Origin of the sequence: Methanobacterium alkalithermotolerans, assembly GCF_018141185.1 — an archaeon.
GTDB lineage: Archaea > Methanobacteriota > Methanobacteria > Methanobacteriales > Methanobacteriaceae > Methanobacterium_F > Methanobacterium_F alkalithermotolerans.
This window is the reverse complement of the sequence record NZ_CP058560.1, coordinates 1,608,939-1,626,279: the sequence shown is the minus strand read 5'-3', so window position 1 is coordinate 1,626,279 and position 17,341 is coordinate 1,608,939. Positions and strand designations below refer to the sequence as shown.

Below are 17,341 nucleotides of genomic sequence, written 5' to 3'. Positions count from 1 at the left end.
CAATAGTTCATCTTCACCTTATTTAAATATTGATAGAAATTCATCGCCACCAATATTATATATTTGATAAATTTTAGAAAAAATATTCTGAATAAAATCTAAGAAATAATTATTTTAATCATTTCATTTTTGGAATCTAATAAAATAAAAATGAATAATGTGGAAGGAAATACCACATATTCATGATTTTTCAATTTGTTAATTTATTTAGCAGGTATTAATTTTTCACTCTTAACTATTTCTTGTCCTTCCGGACCTAATACCCAGTCAATAAATTCTTTAACTGCACCTTGAGCATCTCCTTTAGTTATAAAGAAGAATGGTCGTTGTACTTCGTAAGAACCATCAGCAATGGTTGCTTCAGTAGGTTCTACTCCACCAATATTTAGTGCTTTTACATCATCACTCATAGCGGCAAAGGATACAAACCCAATAGCATTAGGATCCTGGGCAACAGATTGTTTTACTGCTTCAGTGGAACTTTGTACAATAGCATCAGCTTTTATTTCAGTTTCCTTTCCCATGACTATTTCTTTAAATGCATCTAAGGTACCGGAACCATCTTCACGGGTAATGACATTAATGGGAGCATCACTTCCACCCACTTCATTCCAGTTGGTGATTTTGCCACTGAATATGTCTTTTATCTGATCCAGGGTTAAGTCACTGACTGAGTTTTCATCATTAACTGCCACCACTATACCATCTTTAGCAATCAGGTAATCAGTTAAGCCTTGTTTTTCGTCATCTTTTAAATTCTTGGAACTAGTTCCAATATCTGCAATTCCATCCTGAGCACTCTTGATACCCACACTGGAACCGCCCCCCTGAACATTTATCTTAACATCAGGGTGAGATTTCATATATTCTTCAGCTAATTTTTCTGCAACAGGCTGAACAGAAGTTGAACCCACAACCTCGATGGTTGTGTCCCCTCCACTATTTCCGCCTCCGAACGCTAAAAATGCGCCGGCTATTATAATTATAGCAACTATTATTCCAATTATGTATTTGGTGTCCAAATTATCACCTCGATTCATACCTTGTTGGGAGAGTATTTAAATGTTACTATTTAGGTACTTGGTTACACATTTAGTGAAATATAACTTATTTTCTATCTATCTGCAGACCCCATTAATTCATAAAATAGGAACTATACAACACTAAAAGGTTAAATTTAAATAATGGTGGCTGGATATAGGAAGACATTATGATAACAGAAGAAATACTAAAAAGTGTATTCAAACCACACAACCTTAAGTGGAGGACTGCTATTACCAAAGTGGAACCCAACCGGCTCATAACCAGGGGCTACTTACAGGAAGAACTGGTGGGTAACACTTCATTTTCAGATATGGTTTATTTACTAGTTAAGGGCAAAATGCCTTCTAAATCTGAATCAAAAATGTTAGAATCGGTTTTAGTATCCTTCTGTGATCATGGAGTTACACCACCCAGTACCCAATCCGCCAGGATAATGGCCTCCACCGGGTCGCCCCTGCATGCCTGCATGGCAGGTGGTTTACTGGCATTTGGAAAAAACCACGCAGGGGCTATTGAAAATTCCATGCATTTATTGCAGGAAGGGGTAGCGAGGACTCCGCCAGAAGAGTCCCTGGATGATACTGCCCGGATACTGGTGGATGAATATATGAGTCGTCAGGAAAAAATCCCTGGTTTTGGGCACCGTTATCATAATGCAGATCCAAGGGCTCCCCGACTTATGGAACTGGCCCGGGAAATGGAATGCCTGGGACGACACAGCGAATTAGCACTATCCATTGAATCATTATTGCATAAATCAAAAAATATAAGAATGAATATAGATGGAGCTAATGCCGGTATTCTTTCGGATTTAGGATTTGACTGGAGATTAGGAAGCGGTATATTTATGATTGGGCGCTTACCTGGAATTCTGGCCCATACCTATGAAGAAATTAGCAGGGAATCTCCTTTCCGGAAGTTCTTCCACATAGAAGAAATCTATTACGATGGAAAGGAATAAAATAATTATAATACCTATTTTTGAATACGGATAATAAAAAAGGGCTTTTTTAAATTAATAACATTTTTGAAATTATAATATATGACGGCCTTTTAATTAATTTTAACTAAATTTATTAATAATCCTTAAAATCAAAAATAAATCCCTGTAAACTTTTTAAGTTAATTAAAATAAGTAATAATATTTAATTATTATGCTGGTCAAATAATTAACTACAACAACCTAGTTAATTTGTATTAGTAATGATTTAAAGAGGTTATAGTATGGAAAAAGAATATGAACAGGCCAGAAGAAAAGTAAAAGATTTAAAGGATTTTTATAATCATTTATTTGCTTATATACTGGTAAATGTGACCCTTTTTATAATAAATTTAATATCCACTCCCGGTATGTGGTGGTTTTATTGGGTTACCATATTCTGGGGAATAGGATTGCTGTGGCATGCATTTGGATTCCTTAATGAAAACAAATTTTTAGGAAAAGAGTGGGAAGATAAAAAAATTGAAGAGTATATGAAAAAGGAAAAAAAATAATTAATAATTTTTCTTAATCTACTCTTCTCTACGTGCTTTTTCAATTTTCTGTTCTCTTCTTCTGAATCTTTCAGGAGTAGTAGTTCGGGGAATATTATGATAAAATTCACCTGCGGTATCTATTATCTCAATTGAAATATCCCCAATCCTTTCAAAAGCTTTGACCACCCGGGATAAAGAAAGGTAATAAGTGGAACGGTCTTTATCTTCAAAAGGTGTTTCCGCCATCTGGGTAGCTATACAATTTAATGCTTTCTTCTGGAGCTGGTGCAGTTTATCCTCACAACTCATTACTTCCTCTTTCAAATCCAGTTTTTCATTTAAAAATGCATCCATGGACCAGCTAACCATCTTTTTTGAGGTTTTATACATTTCTTTTAGATAGTCCATCATCTCAGTATCCACTTCATAAGACTCCTGCATGGTAAAATTAGCTATTATGCCGGAGTGGTCACCAATCCTTTCCAGGTCATAGGCTATTTCGCCAAAAACCACGGTTTTGCTAAATTCGGAATAAGGATTTATGGCTATGGCCGTATCCACTGATGAGCGAACCTTTTCCAGCATATTGTTGGTGATGAAATCCATTTTCAATGCGTCATTGGCCTGATCCTTTTTATGGGTGAGTAATGCTTCAAAAGATGTTTTTAATTGTTTGCATACGTGTTCTGACATATTTTTAAGCAGATCTTTTATCAGATAGCTTCCGGCGTGTTCCCGGGAGGTTTTTTCCTCCTCAAACATTTCTGAAAAATCATCATATTTTTTAAGATCAAGTATATATGCCCTGCGAACTATTCCCTTTTTTACCATGGGCTGCAGGAGTTTAGTCACATATCTTCGGGTAATGCCCAGCTTTTCTGCAATTTCATCTTGAGTGGATGGATTTTCATAAAGAATTATGTCCAATACCTCTTTAAGAGTACTATTTTTGCTTTTTTTAGTCATTATATCCCTTAATTAAAATATTATTTATCTAATCTTCTTCTTGTGTACTGATTTCTTCATTTTCCAATTTTTGTTCCATCTTTTTAGATACATCTTTATTTCTAATGTTTATGGATTCCTTAAATAATGACAGGATTACATAAGATAAGGCCAGAATAAGGATTATGGATAATGGAATAGCAAATTCAATGAAAAATCCAGAGTAGAGTTCTACCAGGGGAGAAGCCGCATCTAAAAAGCCCCGGAGTAATATCACTATTCCCATACTTAAAACCACATATCCATATTTTTTTTGAATATTTTCCGGTTGAATAATAGGATAAATTCCCATTACAATTAATCCCGTTCCAATAGATCTAAAAAGATTCCAGTTAGTGGCTCCCTGTAAAAAATAAAGTATTTCCTGAGGTTTCCAGTAGAGGGGGGCCAGTACGTATATTATCTCAATGGCCAGGATGAGTATTAGGGGAATAGCATAAACTATTCTGGTCTCTATTTTTTGAGTATCAACTTTTTCCAGAGGTTCTTTAACATAGTGAGACATAATCTGATAGAGCATTGATCCCAGTACTGCACCAATTATGGTTCCCCCCACTCCAATTTGGGAAGTGGTGAAAGCCACAATTCCAGATATTACTCCTGCCATTGCTACATCAAATGCCTTGCTCATTTTATCACATACAAATTCAATTTAATAATTCTCCTTGAGTGTTTATCAGATAAGTTTTTATTTTTATCAAATATATATTCTTACATTAGGTATTTATTTTCTCTATTAAGGAACAAAATCCTATAGGGGATGACTTTACAATAAAGATGTTTTACAAAAGATCAACAGTATAAGATTATAATTATTTAGAGGATATTATGCCTCATGTGTTTATAAGAACAAATTAAATACTCTTCCTGGTCCATTTTTACTGAATAGTTAGCCATTTCTTTTTTATCTCCATTTTCAGTATTAATGAGATTTATTTGGATATCTCCTTCCCGGATTAAGATTTCATTATGGGAGGGGAAAGTATTGCCTCTGAGCCGGTAACTGGTTGCAGTTCCAGAATTGACAACAGCCATTTTTTCTATCATCCAAACATTTGGTACGTGTTTATGGCCATTCAAGACAAAATCAACACCATATATATCAAAAATATGTAATAAATCTCCTGAATCCAGCAAGATATTCTTTTCTCTTCCAGTTTGAGGTATAGGAAGGAGATGATGGTGAAAGGTTACAATTTTACACAGGCTGGATGGAATTTTTTCCAGTTCCTTTTTGAGCCATTCCCTCTGGTCCAATCCAATCTGGCCATCATCAATATCTGGTTCAGATGAATCAAGACCTATTACTGCAAATCCTCCCTTTTTATCAATATGGACAAATTTACGGTTTCCAATCAATTTTTCAAAATGCAATAAGCCCACATTTCGGGCATCATGGTTCCCTGGTATGGTGAATGTTTTTGCAATAGTATTCAGCTCTTTTATGTACTCACCGGCAGCTTCATATTCGGAATGATAACCCCAGGTAGTTAAATCACCGGCCACGATAATCAGATCAGGATTGTCTTCCTGAAGCTGATTAAACAGATTTTTTTTCAAATCACCAGAAAAATGTTTTTCCCCAAAGTGAATATCAGATATTTGGGCTATCTTTTTTTCCATTATTGTTTCACCTGATTATTTTAATTTAAAAATTAGGTTACATTATCAGAAAAAACCAATTACTTGTAAACCATATATAAAATTTGCTGTTATCAAAAAAAATATAGAATCAAACCAAAATAATAAATCAGAAAAATAAATGTCAATATAAAGCCTTAGGGGGGATTCGAACCCCCGACCTATGCCTTACCAAGGCATCGCTCTACCGGCTGAGCCACTAAGGCGTGATAAAATATGTATCAGTTAGATTTTCATGAATTTATATTATCCCACATATATACTTTACCCTAATATCACAACTAAATATAATTTTTAATGTCAAAACAGTAATTAGAACCCATCTAATGACAAATAAAATATTATAAGTGCAGGGGAAGGGATTCGAACCCTCGAAGGCCTACGCCAGAGGATCTTAAGTCCTCCCCCTTTGGCCGCTCGGGCACCCCTGCATACTATCGTAGATTGTACAATATCATATATTAACTTAACGGTTATGGTCATGATTTTATAAATTTCCTGATGGTATTTTATATATAATCTATGATTATTATAATATAACTCAAGAGATTAACCATCTCCCGGGCTGGTTATAAAAGGTGCTTAAATGATATTCCAGGCAGAATTATGTGGTTACTGCGGTGCATGCGCTAGTGTGTGTCCCTTAGGAATAATAGAACTTAATGGATATAAAATTGAAGTTCTCGAAGGATGTAATAATTGTAAAAATTGCATTTATATTTGTCCTTTAGGAGCATTCCAGGAGGAAAAAGATGAAATATGATGTGGTGGTGGTAGGGGGACGAATTTCAGGATCCATAGCATCACTTTATGCATCTAAACAAGACATTAACGTGTTAATGATTGAAAAAAATCAGGAAATAGGAACTCCTGTTCAGTGTGCAGGAGGAGTAAGTCAATCTTTTTTTAAAACCCTGGAAATGAAACCTCCCCAAAAATTAATATGCTCTGAAATTGAAGGTGCAGTGCTTCATGCTCCTAATGGAGAAAAATTTATTACTAAAAACAGCATGCTCCAGGGTTATATTATGGAGCGTAAAATGCTGGATAAAACACTGGCCATTAAGAGTGCTGAAGCAGGCACAGAAATAATGCTTAAAACCCAGGTAAAAGATTTGATAATAGAAAAAGGTCAGGTGAAAGGAGTTATAGTTCGCCACCAGGGTAATTTAATAGAAATCCCATCCAAAATTGTTATTGGTGCTGACGGAGTGGAATCCCAAATAGCCCGCATGGCCGGCCTGCATGATGGTTATAATCCACATGATCTGGTTTCATGTGCCCAGTATGAAATGGTTGGTGTGGATATTCATCCAGAACTTCTGGAATTCCACTTTGGATATAACCAGGCTCCAGGAGGATATGTCTGGATTTTCCCCAAGGGAGAAAATAGAGCCAATATCGGCCTGGGAATAAGATATGGAGATAATCCAGCTATTTATCATTTAAACAAATTTGTTTCATCCTTAAAGGGAAAAATAGTGGAGTTAAATGTGGGCGCCGTTCCCATTAGTGGTCCTTTAAAAAAAACTTATTCCTCCGGTATTTTATTAACTGGAGACGCTGCAGGACATGTTGACCCAGTTACTGGAGGAGGTATGCACTTATCCGCAATATGTTCCAGTTTAGCCGGAAAAATAGCAGCAGATGCAGTTATATGTGAAAATTTAAGTTCCTCATATCTTTCCCGATATGAAAAAGAATGGAAAAAAAGAATTGGGAAAAATTTACAGCAATCACTTAAATACCGGACCATTTTCGATAAGCTGGATGATGAGGAACTAAATGGCCTGATTAAATTCTTAAATACCAATGATTTTAAATCTTTATCCAGTTTATCTATTCTAAAACTGGCACGAGAGTATCCTAAGTTATTCCGGATATTGAAAAATATTTTATAAACTTAGATCATTATTAGTTTATTTTTATGGATTTATTAGCCTTATTATTAAAAAATTAACTAATTATTCAATTCTTTTTTTAATTAAAATCCAAAATGTTTTCTTTATTCTAATTCCTGAAAAAAAAATAGAATTAGTTTTTAAAGCAGAATCAATAATTATATAACTAATTTAAGGGAAAAAGGGTTTTAATATTAAATAAGCTTTCTGGCTTTTTCAGGAATTCATTAATTAAAAATAAATTTTCTATTATACTCTATATAAAAAATCTGGTGTATTAATGATTAAAGATTTATCCTCCCCTTCTAATAACAAAACAGATATAAAAATTATTCCCTCTTCGATTGAAAAGATTTATCTGGGTTTAATCTTAATTACAGCTTTTTTTGTCCGGCTTATTCCCAGTAGAAATCTTTCATTTGCCGGTAACGATGCTTACCTGCATCATGATATTGTAATGCGTATGGTGGAAGAGGGTTTTGGAATAATTTCAAATGATCCCCGATCTTTAACTGGTTTAGCTTCCTATGGATATCCTCCCTTATACCATATAATTGGTACTGTGCTTTACCAAATTTTTCAAACAGATCTGGTATTTTTCCTTTTGCCGCCTGTGCTGGGTGTTTTGAGTATCGGAGTGTTATATAAATTAGCCCAGGAGATTTTTAATAATCAAAAAGCTGCTTTACTTTCCACCTTATTATTTGCATTTATCCCCTCCTTTGTAACCCGTACCTCAGTATTTATACCTGAATCTCTGGGAATCCTTTTATCAGTAGGGATACTGTTTCTGGTGGTAAAATACATTAAAAGTATTCCCGGATACCATAATCTGGATAATTTTGCTCTAAAAGGCTTTTTAAAAATATTCAAAGGGGATTACAGATATCTGATAGGGGCCGGAATCCTGGGGATATTTTACCTATTTAATCATCGTGGATGGGTATTTTTAGTTATAGTCCTATTTATACTAATTTTTACCTTTGCACTTCCCTCTTTCAAGAAAAAGCCAGTGGAATGTATGGGGATATCCTTACTCATTTTAATAATGCTTTATGTCCTGGATGTGGCCTCTTATTTTGCACGGCTCCAAATAGTACCGGTTAGTGTGCTGGGTTTCCCTAAATGGGTAGGTTTATTGCAGTTAATTTTTGGACTGTACGGTTCTTATGTATTTATTAAATCAAAAAATCCATTATACCGATTTCTGGCAATTTGGGGTTTGCTTTTCCTGCTCATTGGTAGTTATTCATTCCGATTCAGAGATCCTTATTCGGCCATAGCATTAGCATTAATGGGAGGTTATGTTTTTTCTAAAATAATCCTACCTGAGTTGAATAAAGTCATAGAAAAGTACAATTTTTCCTTAGGAAAAAGGAATCTTAAAGAAGGTTTTAGATTTTTATTTATTTTCATTCTGGTTATAACTCCTGTTGCCCAGGGAGCATTTAGTGCTTATTCCTTTGTGGTTCAGCCCAGTCCCGAGGAAATAGAATCATTTGAATGGATAAAAGATAACACACCTGTTGATGCAATTTTTCTTACCCTTCGTGATGAAGCCTATCTTTTAATAGGTAATACCAACCGAAGGGATGTTCTTTTATGGAAGGTAGTTTATCAGGGATTCATGGGAGAAGCACCATCAGTGGCTGAAACCATAAACACCCAGAATGAGGTAAATATAATTTTTGGTACATCCCTGCCCGGGGAAGCCTATTTTTTACTGGAAAAGTATAATGTGGATTATATTTTTGTGGGACGAAACATGTACAATGCCCCGGGATCTAAATATGGATTATTAAATTATTTGCCATCAGATACTCACTTTAAAACATCTTATATTACAGGTGATGCATCAGTATATGAATATGTAAGTAACCCCTCCCTAGAATCACCTGGAAAGGCCTTGAATATCACCGGAGATAATGATTACTCCCGCACCGTGCAATTTATTGAGAAGTTCTGGAATGGATATTCTTACTCTGATGCCGGGGGAAATTATTATAGAAATCCGGTTATTGACCTGGAATTTGGAGGTAGTTTCAAGGGTAATTATCCATTAAATGCCCAAATATCTAACCTGTTTAACTTTATATCCATTGAAAGTAGTAATCAAGAAGTTTCAGATCGCTCCACATATCTTTTAAAGTGGTTAGAATATAAACAGATGCCAGGAGGAGCATTCCCCTCAGAAACGCCTCCTGGAGAATATACTTTGGGGACCATGGAAACCATATTTCCTTTGATGGAAATGGAAACTTCAGAAAGTCAAAAAATAACAGAAAACGGCCTGAAATTTGTTAATAAGCAAACTGGAGCAAATAATATAAAAATTTCTCCATCAGATGATGGTCCCGGAATATTTGAAGATAATTATATACAACTTAAAACCAATGCCCTGGTTAGTGGTATGTATCCCGATAATAAAGAAGCTATAGTTCAGGGAGTATTAGAACTTCAAGAGAGTGATGGATCCTGGAGTTCTTTTTCCTACCAGAATATAGGAATTCTTAAAGGCCTTTGCCTGTATTATGAATCCACCGGAGATGAAAGTGTTTTAGATTCCATAAAAAAAGGTTCTTTGTGGTTAAAAGATCATCAGGATGCCTCTGGTAGTTTTGAAGATGATGGAATTCCCCAGCCCTATGGTATGAACCATTATGCAGATGCTTTTTATATTTATATTGTGGCAGGTGACGAAAACTCAGCACAACTTACCCTGGAGTATATAAATAAATTAAATCTAAGTGAAGATATCAATCCCTTAAAATCTTATTTAACTTTTTATTCAAATTTAAGTCTAATTTATGGCGAAAAAAGTGCTCTGGAAATGGCATCCCAGGTCATTTAATTATTAATAAACTTTTAATGGAATAAAGAAAATAATATAGAATCAATTATGATTATGACACTATTAATTTACAAAGCATCTTTATTAGAGGGGGAGTAAAAGATGGCCATATATAAACCAGATATAGATAAATTAATGGCTAATGATGATGTTGAAGGACTAATTGAAGCTTTATTTCACGAAGACTTGGTATTAAGGAAAGAAGCTAGTCGTGCATTAAAATATGTTGGAAATGAAGAGGCTACTGATGCTTTAGTTGAAACCCTAAGGTATGATTCCTGGCAAGAGGAATACTCAGTCATGGGATCGGTCCGAGCCTATGCAGCAGAAGCTTTGGGCCGTATTGGAGATAAAAAAGCAGTTAATGGACTTATAGATGCATTAGAAGATCCAGATAGTGAAGTAAGGTGGAAATCTGCCGAGTCATTAGGAAAAATAAAAGATTTGCAGGCTTTAGAATCATTGATTTACTCCCTTGAAACTGATGAAGATGAATATGTGCGGAAATTTGCAGCCAGGGCATTAGGTGAATTAAAAGATCCACTGGCAACAGACAGTCTCATTAATGCACTTAAGGATAAAGAATGGGCAGTTCGAAAAAGTTCTGCTCAGGCCCTGGGTAGAATTGGAGATAAAAAAGCATTAAAGCCACTTTTAAACGTCCTAAATGATGAAGATGTTGATGTAAGACGTCAAGCAGTTATATCCCTGGAAAAAATGAAAAAACATGCTATAAAGCCCTTATTAGAAAAATTATATGATTTTGACTGGCAGACCAGGGCTATTTCCGCAGATGCACTGGGCCGGATTGGGGATAGAAAGGCTACCATGCCGCTGGCTAAAGCACTCTCTAATAGTAGAAAAAGAGATGAAAACCGTTATGTTAGGGGAAAAGCAGCTGAAGCATTGGGCAGGATTGGAGATGTGCGTGCCATACCCTATCTGGAAAAGGCTCTGGAAGAAAAATATATATATGTAAGAAAAAGAGCAAAAGATGCTCTTGATTTGATAGAAATTAGCCCGGAACTGGAACACTATGAAAACGAATTTTTCAGTTTTGACTACCATAACGCCTGGCTGATATCTGAAATTAATCAAAAAGGTAAGTTATTGATTGGTTTTTGTTCTAAAAATAATATTAAATTTTCCCTTAATATAAAAAAGGATGTGGAAGATTTAACTGCAGATGAGTTTGCAGATGTTATAATAGATGTTTTTAATGAGCAGAATGCTCTAAAAGTTACCAAGCAGCCGTTAAATATAGCAGGTTATTCGGGATATGAAGTACAAAGTGATAATTTTGAAGTTGATCCCCCCTCCAGAACATCAGTATATATCTTCCGCAGTAACGGTGATTTATATTACTTATGGTTTGCAGGAAAGCCCAGTGATATCAAGAATACATCAAAATACATCAAAATTACTTTAAATAGCTTCCACCTGAAGCTGTAGTATTAAGTTAAAAATTAGTTTAAATTAAATAGATTTTTAAAATTTAAAAAAAAATGAGTAGGGGATTAGTAAAAGAAGTGGCTAATCATATTAATTGGATTTATATGATTTCATGGCTTCTTCTAATATCTCTGTAAATTTTATATCTTTTTTTAGTTCTTCCAGCTCTTCAATGGAGAATACTTTCAGAACATTATCTTTACAGGCATCCACACAGGCAGGAATTATCTTGTCTGAGTCCAGACAGAGAGTGCATTTTTGAACGGATTTTTTATCTTCATCAGTTACCAGCATCCCCACCGGACAGGCAATCATGCATAGTCTACACATAATACACGATTTCTCATCAACCATCAGTGATTTATCGTATTCTTTTATGGCCCCGGTGGGACATATACGGGCACATGGTGCCTTTTCAGGGTGACATTGCAAACAGAAAACAGGCATATTGCCTATTTTTTTTGCTCTGGCCACTCCATGTTCTCTTTTGCAGGCATTAATACAATCCTGGCATTCACTGCATCGTTTGGGATTAAGTACCATCAATGTTTTCATTTAATCACCGGTTATTTAAAAAAAGGAAAACTAATTAAAGTTTTTCCAGCAGGTAGTCTGGTACTGCTGAAGAATCTCTTGGTCCTACTGCTACTTCCCAACCACTATCATCTTCAATTTCACCACTTACCGGTGCAGCTAAGCCAGGGATAACCATTTTCTTATGATTAACCTTATTCTCTATATCAGTCTCTTTAATAAGATCTGCAACCGATTTACCATTTAATTGTCCGCCAGCCAGTGAAACATCAACTGCTCGTCCTTCTGTATCCAGAACCAAGAGGTAAGTATTAGCTTTTCCTGATTTTAAATCCCCTTCAACTGTGTAGTAAGTGAGAGCGAAATTAGTAGTTAATAGCACCGGAGAATCTTCATTTACATCTCCAAACTCATAGAGTCCTGCATCCACAGTCTGTGGCTTTCGGGGATCAGTAAATAATCCTTGTCTTAAGGTAAGTACGGGTATTAGTTCCCATATATCAGTTCCATTGAATATCAAAATATCAGCATACTTATTGAGCATAGTAGCAGCCACAGTAGCCTCTTTTATACCCTTAGTGACCGGGTCATCTGTATTATCTAACCTCATTAATGCCGGTATTCCCATAATAGGGAAACGGAAATCTTCATCTTTTTCTTCCACAGCCAGTCTTCTAATCATTACAAAATTATCCAGGGTATCTCCCATTCCCTCCCCTACAAATGTTCCGGGATCAAGCACTATGTCTTTAATTCCCCTGGACCTCAGGCTGTGGGAGAGTTGTTTCATCTTTTCCAGGTCCCCTGGTACGAACAATGCTACCGGGCATTGATAATCCAGGGCCAGTTGGCCCATTTCTTCTAGATTTTTCTCAGTAGCAGCATAGATTAATGGTTTTTCGTCTCCCACCACTTCCAATGCAGCTTTCATGTTATCTGAATCCAGAGTACACAAGATTAAAGGATAAATAGAATTTTTAAGGCGGGATACGGTTTTAATAAACTTATTTTTGTCTCCAGATTTATTACGTACTGCAATAGCATCCAGGGTCAGTAATTCACCGGTTCTTTCAAATTCGGTGTTTTCTATTATTTTTATCCTTTCTTCCAGTTCACTTTCTTCTAATTCATCGTGAACATCTATTACCAGGGCAGTGGGATTATAGTAAGTTAGTTCATACCGGTATAGTACTTCGTCTCCACCAATAATTACCTGTTTGTCCCCTTTTCCAATTTTTACTTCCCTTACAGCAGGGGCGAGTATTTTTTCCAGTTTTTCCATTCCTTCTGGATCAAGGGGAGTGCATAATTTTAAATCAGTTTCTTTTTCTGATAGTTTGGTGGCAAATGCCATACATGATGCCTCTCCACAGTCCCCACAGTTGGTTTTAGGTAGAAGTTTGTAAATATCCATAGCAGTAACTTTCAAAATTTAAACCTCCTTTACAATTACTTTGAGCTTTAGCCCTCCAGTTGAGTTATCCAATCACTTATATCAGGGAGATCTGTAGTCATGTAGTCCTTTACAAATGTTTCCCCTATTTCCCGGAGTAATTTAACTGAAGTCGGGTGGAGCATCATGAAGATATCCACTCCATTGAGCATCATGGTCAAACCAGTAAATATTTCCCAGATAGGTCCCCTATAATCAGTAGGTCCCCATTCATCTTTTTTCATCCATGCTTCTCTGGATCCCCAGGCATTGGTGGTTCCGGATGACATGGGCATCTGCAGGTCCTTATCTCCTTTTAATGCTGCTAATCTGGTTCTGGTCATTATGTCAATGGAAAATTCAATACCATAACCTAAAGCACAGGTAGTGGGGTCCATGACAATATCATTTTGAGTCAGTCCTTCTTTTAAGAGATAGCGGTTCAGGGTTTTTTGCATATTAACATCAGTTATGGACCAGGATAGTACGGCATGGTCATTATTTACCGCAGCCTGTGCTACTTTTTGATAGTCCAGATCAAGGTTAGCTGATGCTAATAGACATCTTTCTCCCTGGGCAGCTTCAGCAGCTTTTTCTAATACCAATGGATCTTTAACCGGGTCCCCAGAAGCCCCTATTACCAGGGGAACATCCACTGCCTGGAGTACTTCTTCAATATCATTGGCTGCCTCTCGAGGTGATTTATCCATAACTTTAGGCCCGGTTCCGATAAGGTGAATGGTTACCATATTAGCCCCAAATTCATTCACTGCTTTTTTGGCCCATTCTCCCGGATGATCCATAACATCCGCGAAATGTTCCCTTATAGGACGGGGCAGTCCCGGCATGGGAATATCAAACACGTCAAAAGTTACCACGGGAGCATTGGGTTGTGCTTCTTCAAATCGGTATAAAGCCTGTTGACCACCTAGATACACTGGCTTTCGGCTTCCTTTACCCAGCTGAACTTCAGCAACTTTTCCCGGATAATCCTGTATCGGTGGTTTAAAATCTTCCATTGGTAAAATTTCACTAGCAGCTTTTCTGGTTTGAACTGCCTGTTGAACTACTTGCTGGACAGCTGGCAATAGTTGTAGCTCGAGTTCATCAAAATCCATCCTGAAATCATTTATTTCTATTGATTTAGTATTTTCAAGTAGCTTAAGAAGCTGTGTCATTTTATCCATAAACCCACATCCTTTTCATAAATTATTCCTCATTAAAATTTAAGGCCGTTTCTAATATCCTTCTTACTGCATTAACTGAATCAGAATCATCTGGTAAATTAATTAAAGGTTTGCCTGCCATGTCAAACTCGGATATTAGCGGATCTTCATAAATTACCCCTGCCAGTTCCAGGCCAATCTGTGATATTTTTTGTTTTAAATCTGCTTCATCTTCTTTTTTAAGTCGATTCAGTATTAAGAATAGTTTTTTAAAGTTAATTTCTAATTCCTTGGCTAATTCCGCAATTCTATCTGCTGTTAATATACCTCGATGTGATGGATCTGTAACAACCAGCATGATGTCCACATTGTGGGTAGTTCTACGACTTAAGTGCTCCAGTCCGGCTTCAGTATCAATTACTATGTAGTCATAATTGGAAGAAAGGGTTTCTATAATTTTACGTAACATGTTATTTACGGCACAATAACATCCACTACCTTCCGGCCTTCCCATAACCAGAAGATCAAATCCCCGGGTTTCAATTACTGATTCCATAATTTTATAGTCCAGAATATCCCATTTATTGGCACCAGGAGGTATGTTACCTGCGGCAGTGTCTTTTTTTAATTCTTCTCTTACGTCACCTACCGTTTTATCTACTATAACCCCTAAAGCTTCTGGAAGATTAGAATCTGGATCAGCATCAATAGCCAGAACATCTTTACCAGTGGTAGACAATAGTTTCACCAGAGTGGATGATACCATTGTTTTACCTGTTCCTCCTTTTCCACTTACTGCTATTATCACATAATCACATCAAAGTGTTTTAAATTAAATTTAAGAGAAAATAAGCATTAGACTATTTTCTCTTGATTATAACTTTTTCTGCATATATCTTAGCGTTTTTGAAGATAATTTTAACTCCCCCTGCTGCAGGCATGGAAAGCTCCGGAGCCATAACCGGTATGGAAGGAATGGTTTCATATTCTGTTTCTTCTGTTTCCGGTGGGGTTTCTTTTTCAATATCTTCCTTTTTTGATTCTGTTTCAGATTGTTTTATTAGATCCAGTACCGGGTGCTGGTGCTGGGTTATGAAATCTTTAATTTCATTAATACTGGTGGCTTCTTCTTCAGTGGGAATCTTATCTCTCATTTCTTCTGGCATGAATTCCATTACCGAATCTTTCATGGCTTTAGGCATCCATATTACCCGACCGTATCCCCCATCTGCCTGAAGAAACTTAGGAGATCTCATATATTCCAGGGAAAGGCCGGTGAAACCTTCCACCTGTTTTCCACCTGAGCATTGTCCGGCCATAGCAGAGAAAGGTATACCTAAAGGAGTTTCACCTCTGAAATCACGGTCAACTATGCCAATACCATCCAATTCGGGTATGTAAAATGCTACTGCTTCAAAACATCCACAAGAAGTGTGAGGATATTCGAATACACTGTGTATGTATACCCGGTCAGTAGTTCCCTGGGAATGTTCTGCTATAGCTTCATTTACATTGGAATATTCTCCTTTTTCAGCATCTATAACATCCCCTTTTTCAATTTCGAATATAGGTCCATCTGGATCCATTTTTGCTGCAGCTCTGCAATCAAACCAGTTTATAGCTCCACAAAGAGCAGTTCTATCCGGGGTAACCACACACATGTGGGATGGTGCAAAGGATTGGCACATTAAACAACCATAGAATACATCCACGTCTTCATCAGAAAGCTCTCTAGATCTGGCATCTCTTTGAGTATACTGATCACGGGCCATTTCTAAAAAAGATTCTACTTCTTCCTTATTAGTAAAAATCGTGACGGAAATTTTTTCTATTATGGGGAATTCCTCTCTAAACAATATGGATAAGGATTTAGCCAGGTGTTCTAATTTAAAACCAGCTTCTAGCGCTTCATTGCTTACCCTGCACCAGATTTGATCTCTTTGATTCAGGTGCATGAAGCCCTTAACATAGTTACATAGTTCATGTATCCTTCTTTCAATAACACCTTCCAGTTCTTTTTCCAGTTTTTCACCCTGGATCTGGATATTTATACCAAATGGGAAAATATCTCCCTGTTTCATTTGAGTTAATTCCGGGCCTATAACTTGAATTTTCCCATCTTCCACATTATCTTCAACTTGAACCAGTTCCGCACCAATAGACTTGGGACCTGCCAATTCGACAAACATGTTGGCGGATCTTATCCTTTCCCCTTCATACATAGGGCTTACATCAACAGGTATATCTTCAAACATTGAATTCCTCCATTAAACACCTAATAATATTAATAATTTACATGACTTAACTTCAAGCAGTTTTCATTTTTTCAAGATATTTTAACCATTCTTCATCCTTCATATTAGGAAAAGATGCATCTGCATTAGAATGGAAAAATTTACAAATGGTTAAAGTTTTAAGATGTGGTGCAAAGTGCTTCAAAGTGGATAGTCCCTGGGAAGCAATGTAATAAATGCACCCTATAAACATTACCAGATCATGCTGGCCTTCACCATTTACACCCTTCCATTCAGGATCTTTTAATAAATTAGTAATCTCTACAATTCCATAGGGATTGGAATCCAGGTCCCTATCCCTTAGGGTTTTATAAGCATCTCCCGTAGTTACAATGGGTATATTCCAGTTTTTTGCAATGTCTATAGTTAACTTTAGAAGAGGGTCTTCTTTTATTATTGGTCCCACCACAAAAAGAGGCCTTTTTGCTCTTTTAATCATCATTTTTGCTGTTTTAGGAGTTACCAAAAGAGCTTGTTTAGGTCCAGCAATTACAGTTGGTTGCCAGGGGATAATTCTCTCATACATCTAATCTACCTCATTATGG

At 36.4% G+C, this 17,341-nt stretch carries 16 protein-coding genes and 2 tRNA genes; 6 read left to right on the top strand and 12 right to left on the bottom strand.

What is annotated here, in order from left to right; translation table 11 throughout:
- Positions 1 to 203 precede the first annotated feature (203 nt).
- Positions 204 to 1,022 carry a phosphate ABC transporter substrate-binding protein gene (locus HYG87_RS08000; protein ID WP_249164834.1) on the bottom strand — a complete coding sequence of 273 codons (819 nt, stop codon included), beginning with the start codon at positions 1,020 to 1,022 and terminating at the stop codon, positions 204 to 206.
- Positions 1,023 to 1,210: 188 nt separating this feature from the next.
- Here HYG87_RS08000 and HYG87_RS07995 point away from each other — a divergent pair, with 188 nt between their 5' ends.
- Both HYG87_RS07995 and HYG87_RS07990 read left to right on the top strand, forming a co-directional pair.
- Positions 1,211 to 2,005 carry a citryl-CoA lyase gene (locus HYG87_RS07995; RefSeq protein ID WP_211532659.1) on the top strand — a complete coding sequence of 265 codons (795 nt, stop codon included), beginning with the start codon at positions 1,211 to 1,213 and terminating at the stop codon, positions 2,003 to 2,005.
- A 263-nt stretch (positions 2,006 to 2,268) separates the two neighbouring features.
- A complete protein-coding gene (locus tag HYG87_RS07990; protein ID WP_211532658.1) occupies positions 2,269 to 2,538 on the top strand; it encodes a 2TM domain-containing protein in 270 nt (89 codons plus the stop codon).
- 18 nt (positions 2,539 to 2,556) lie between these two features.
- Here HYG87_RS07990 and HYG87_RS07985 read toward each other — a convergent pair whose 3' ends face one another.
- From HYG87_RS07985 to HYG87_RS07965, 5 genes are all read right to left on the bottom strand, one after another.
- A complete protein-coding gene (locus tag HYG87_RS07985) occupies positions 2,557 to 3,486 on the bottom strand; it encodes a phosphate signaling complex PhoU family protein (protein WP_211532657.1) in 930 nt (309 codons plus the stop codon).
- A 28-nt stretch (positions 3,487 to 3,514) separates the two neighbouring features.
- Positions 3,515 to 4,156 (bottom strand): hypothetical protein, encoded by a 642-nt coding sequence (locus tag HYG87_RS07980; RefSeq protein ID WP_211532656.1) that lies wholly within the window; start codon positions 4,154 to 4,156, stop codon positions 3,515 to 3,517.
- A gap of 185 nt (positions 4,157 to 4,341) precedes the next feature.
- Complete coding sequence (locus HYG87_RS07975; RefSeq protein ID WP_211532655.1) at positions 4,342 to 5,148, bottom strand: metallophosphoesterase family protein; 807 nt, start codon at positions 5,146 to 5,148, stop codon at positions 4,342 to 4,344.
- A 151-nt stretch (positions 5,149 to 5,299) separates the two neighbouring features.
- Positions 5,300 to 5,372, bottom strand: a tRNA-Thr gene (locus HYG87_RS07970).
- Between the two features lie 142 nt (positions 5,373 to 5,514).
- A tRNA-Leu gene (locus tag HYG87_RS07965) sits at positions 5,515 to 5,597 on the bottom strand.
- A gap of 155 nt (positions 5,598 to 5,752) precedes the next feature.
- Between HYG87_RS07965 and HYG87_RS07960 the strand changes: the two genes are divergently transcribed.
- From HYG87_RS07960 to HYG87_RS07945, 4 genes are all read left to right on the top strand, one after another.
- A complete protein-coding gene (locus HYG87_RS07960; RefSeq protein WP_211532654.1) occupies positions 5,753 to 5,929 on the top strand; it encodes a 4Fe-4S binding protein in 177 nt (58 codons plus the stop codon).
- On the top strand, positions 5,919 to 7,067 hold the full coding sequence (locus tag HYG87_RS07955) for a geranylgeranyl reductase family protein (RefSeq protein ID WP_211532653.1): 1,149 nt from the start codon (positions 5,919 to 5,921) through the stop codon (positions 7,065 to 7,067). Before HYG87_RS07960 ends, HYG87_RS07955 begins: the two co-directional genes overlap by 11 nt.
- Before the next feature lie 280 nt (positions 7,068 to 7,347).
- Positions 7,348 to 9,918 (top strand): glycosyltransferase family 39 protein, encoded by a 2,571-nt coding sequence (locus tag HYG87_RS07950; protein ID WP_211532652.1) that lies wholly within the window; start codon positions 7,348 to 7,350, stop codon positions 9,916 to 9,918.
- Positions 9,919 to 10,020: 102 nt separating this feature from the next.
- Positions 10,021 to 11,370: a HEAT repeat domain-containing protein gene (locus HYG87_RS07945; protein ID WP_211532651.1), complete on the top strand. Its 1,350-nt coding sequence runs from the start codon at positions 10,021 to 10,023 to the stop codon at positions 11,368 to 11,370.
- 90 nt (positions 11,371 to 11,460) lie between these two features.
- On the opposite strand, the gene HYG87_RS07940 is transcribed toward HYG87_RS07945, so the two are convergent.
- The 6 genes from HYG87_RS07940 to cdhB are packed head-to-tail and all read right to left on the bottom strand — an operon-like array spanning position 11,461 to position 17,322.
- Positions 11,461 to 11,925: a 4Fe-4S binding protein gene (locus tag HYG87_RS07940; protein WP_211532650.1), complete on the bottom strand. Its 465-nt coding sequence runs from the start codon at positions 11,923 to 11,925 to the stop codon at positions 11,461 to 11,463.
- A gap of 34 nt (positions 11,926 to 11,959) precedes the next feature.
- The gene (acsC, locus tag HYG87_RS07935) at positions 11,960 to 13,333 is read right to left on the bottom strand and encodes an acetyl-CoA decarbonylase/synthase complex subunit gamma (RefSeq protein WP_211532649.1); all 1,374 of its coding nucleotides are present in this window, start codon (positions 13,331 to 13,333) and stop codon (positions 11,960 to 11,962) included.
- A gap of 32 nt (positions 13,334 to 13,365) precedes the next feature.
- Positions 13,366 to 14,523: a CO dehydrogenase/acetyl-CoA synthase subunit delta gene (gene cdhD / locus HYG87_RS07930; RefSeq protein ID WP_211532648.1), complete on the bottom strand. Its 1,158-nt coding sequence runs from the start codon at positions 14,521 to 14,523 to the stop codon at positions 13,366 to 13,368.
- A gap of 22 nt (positions 14,524 to 14,545) precedes the next feature.
- Entirely contained in the window at positions 14,546 to 15,310 is a 765-nt protein-coding gene (locus HYG87_RS07925; RefSeq protein WP_211532647.1) for an ATP-binding protein, read from the bottom strand.
- A 52-nt stretch (positions 15,311 to 15,362) separates the two neighbouring features.
- A complete protein-coding gene (cdhC, locus tag HYG87_RS07920; protein WP_211532646.1) occupies positions 15,363 to 16,757 on the bottom strand; it encodes a CO dehydrogenase/CO-methylating acetyl-CoA synthase complex subunit beta in 1,395 nt (464 codons plus the stop codon).
- A gap of 52 nt (positions 16,758 to 16,809) precedes the next feature.
- On the bottom strand, positions 16,810 to 17,322 hold the full coding sequence (gene cdhB, locus HYG87_RS07915) for a CO dehydrogenase/acetyl-CoA synthase complex subunit epsilon (RefSeq protein ID WP_211532645.1): 513 nt from the start codon (positions 17,320 to 17,322) through the stop codon (positions 16,810 to 16,812).
- Positions 17,323 to 17,341 lie beyond the last annotated feature (19 nt).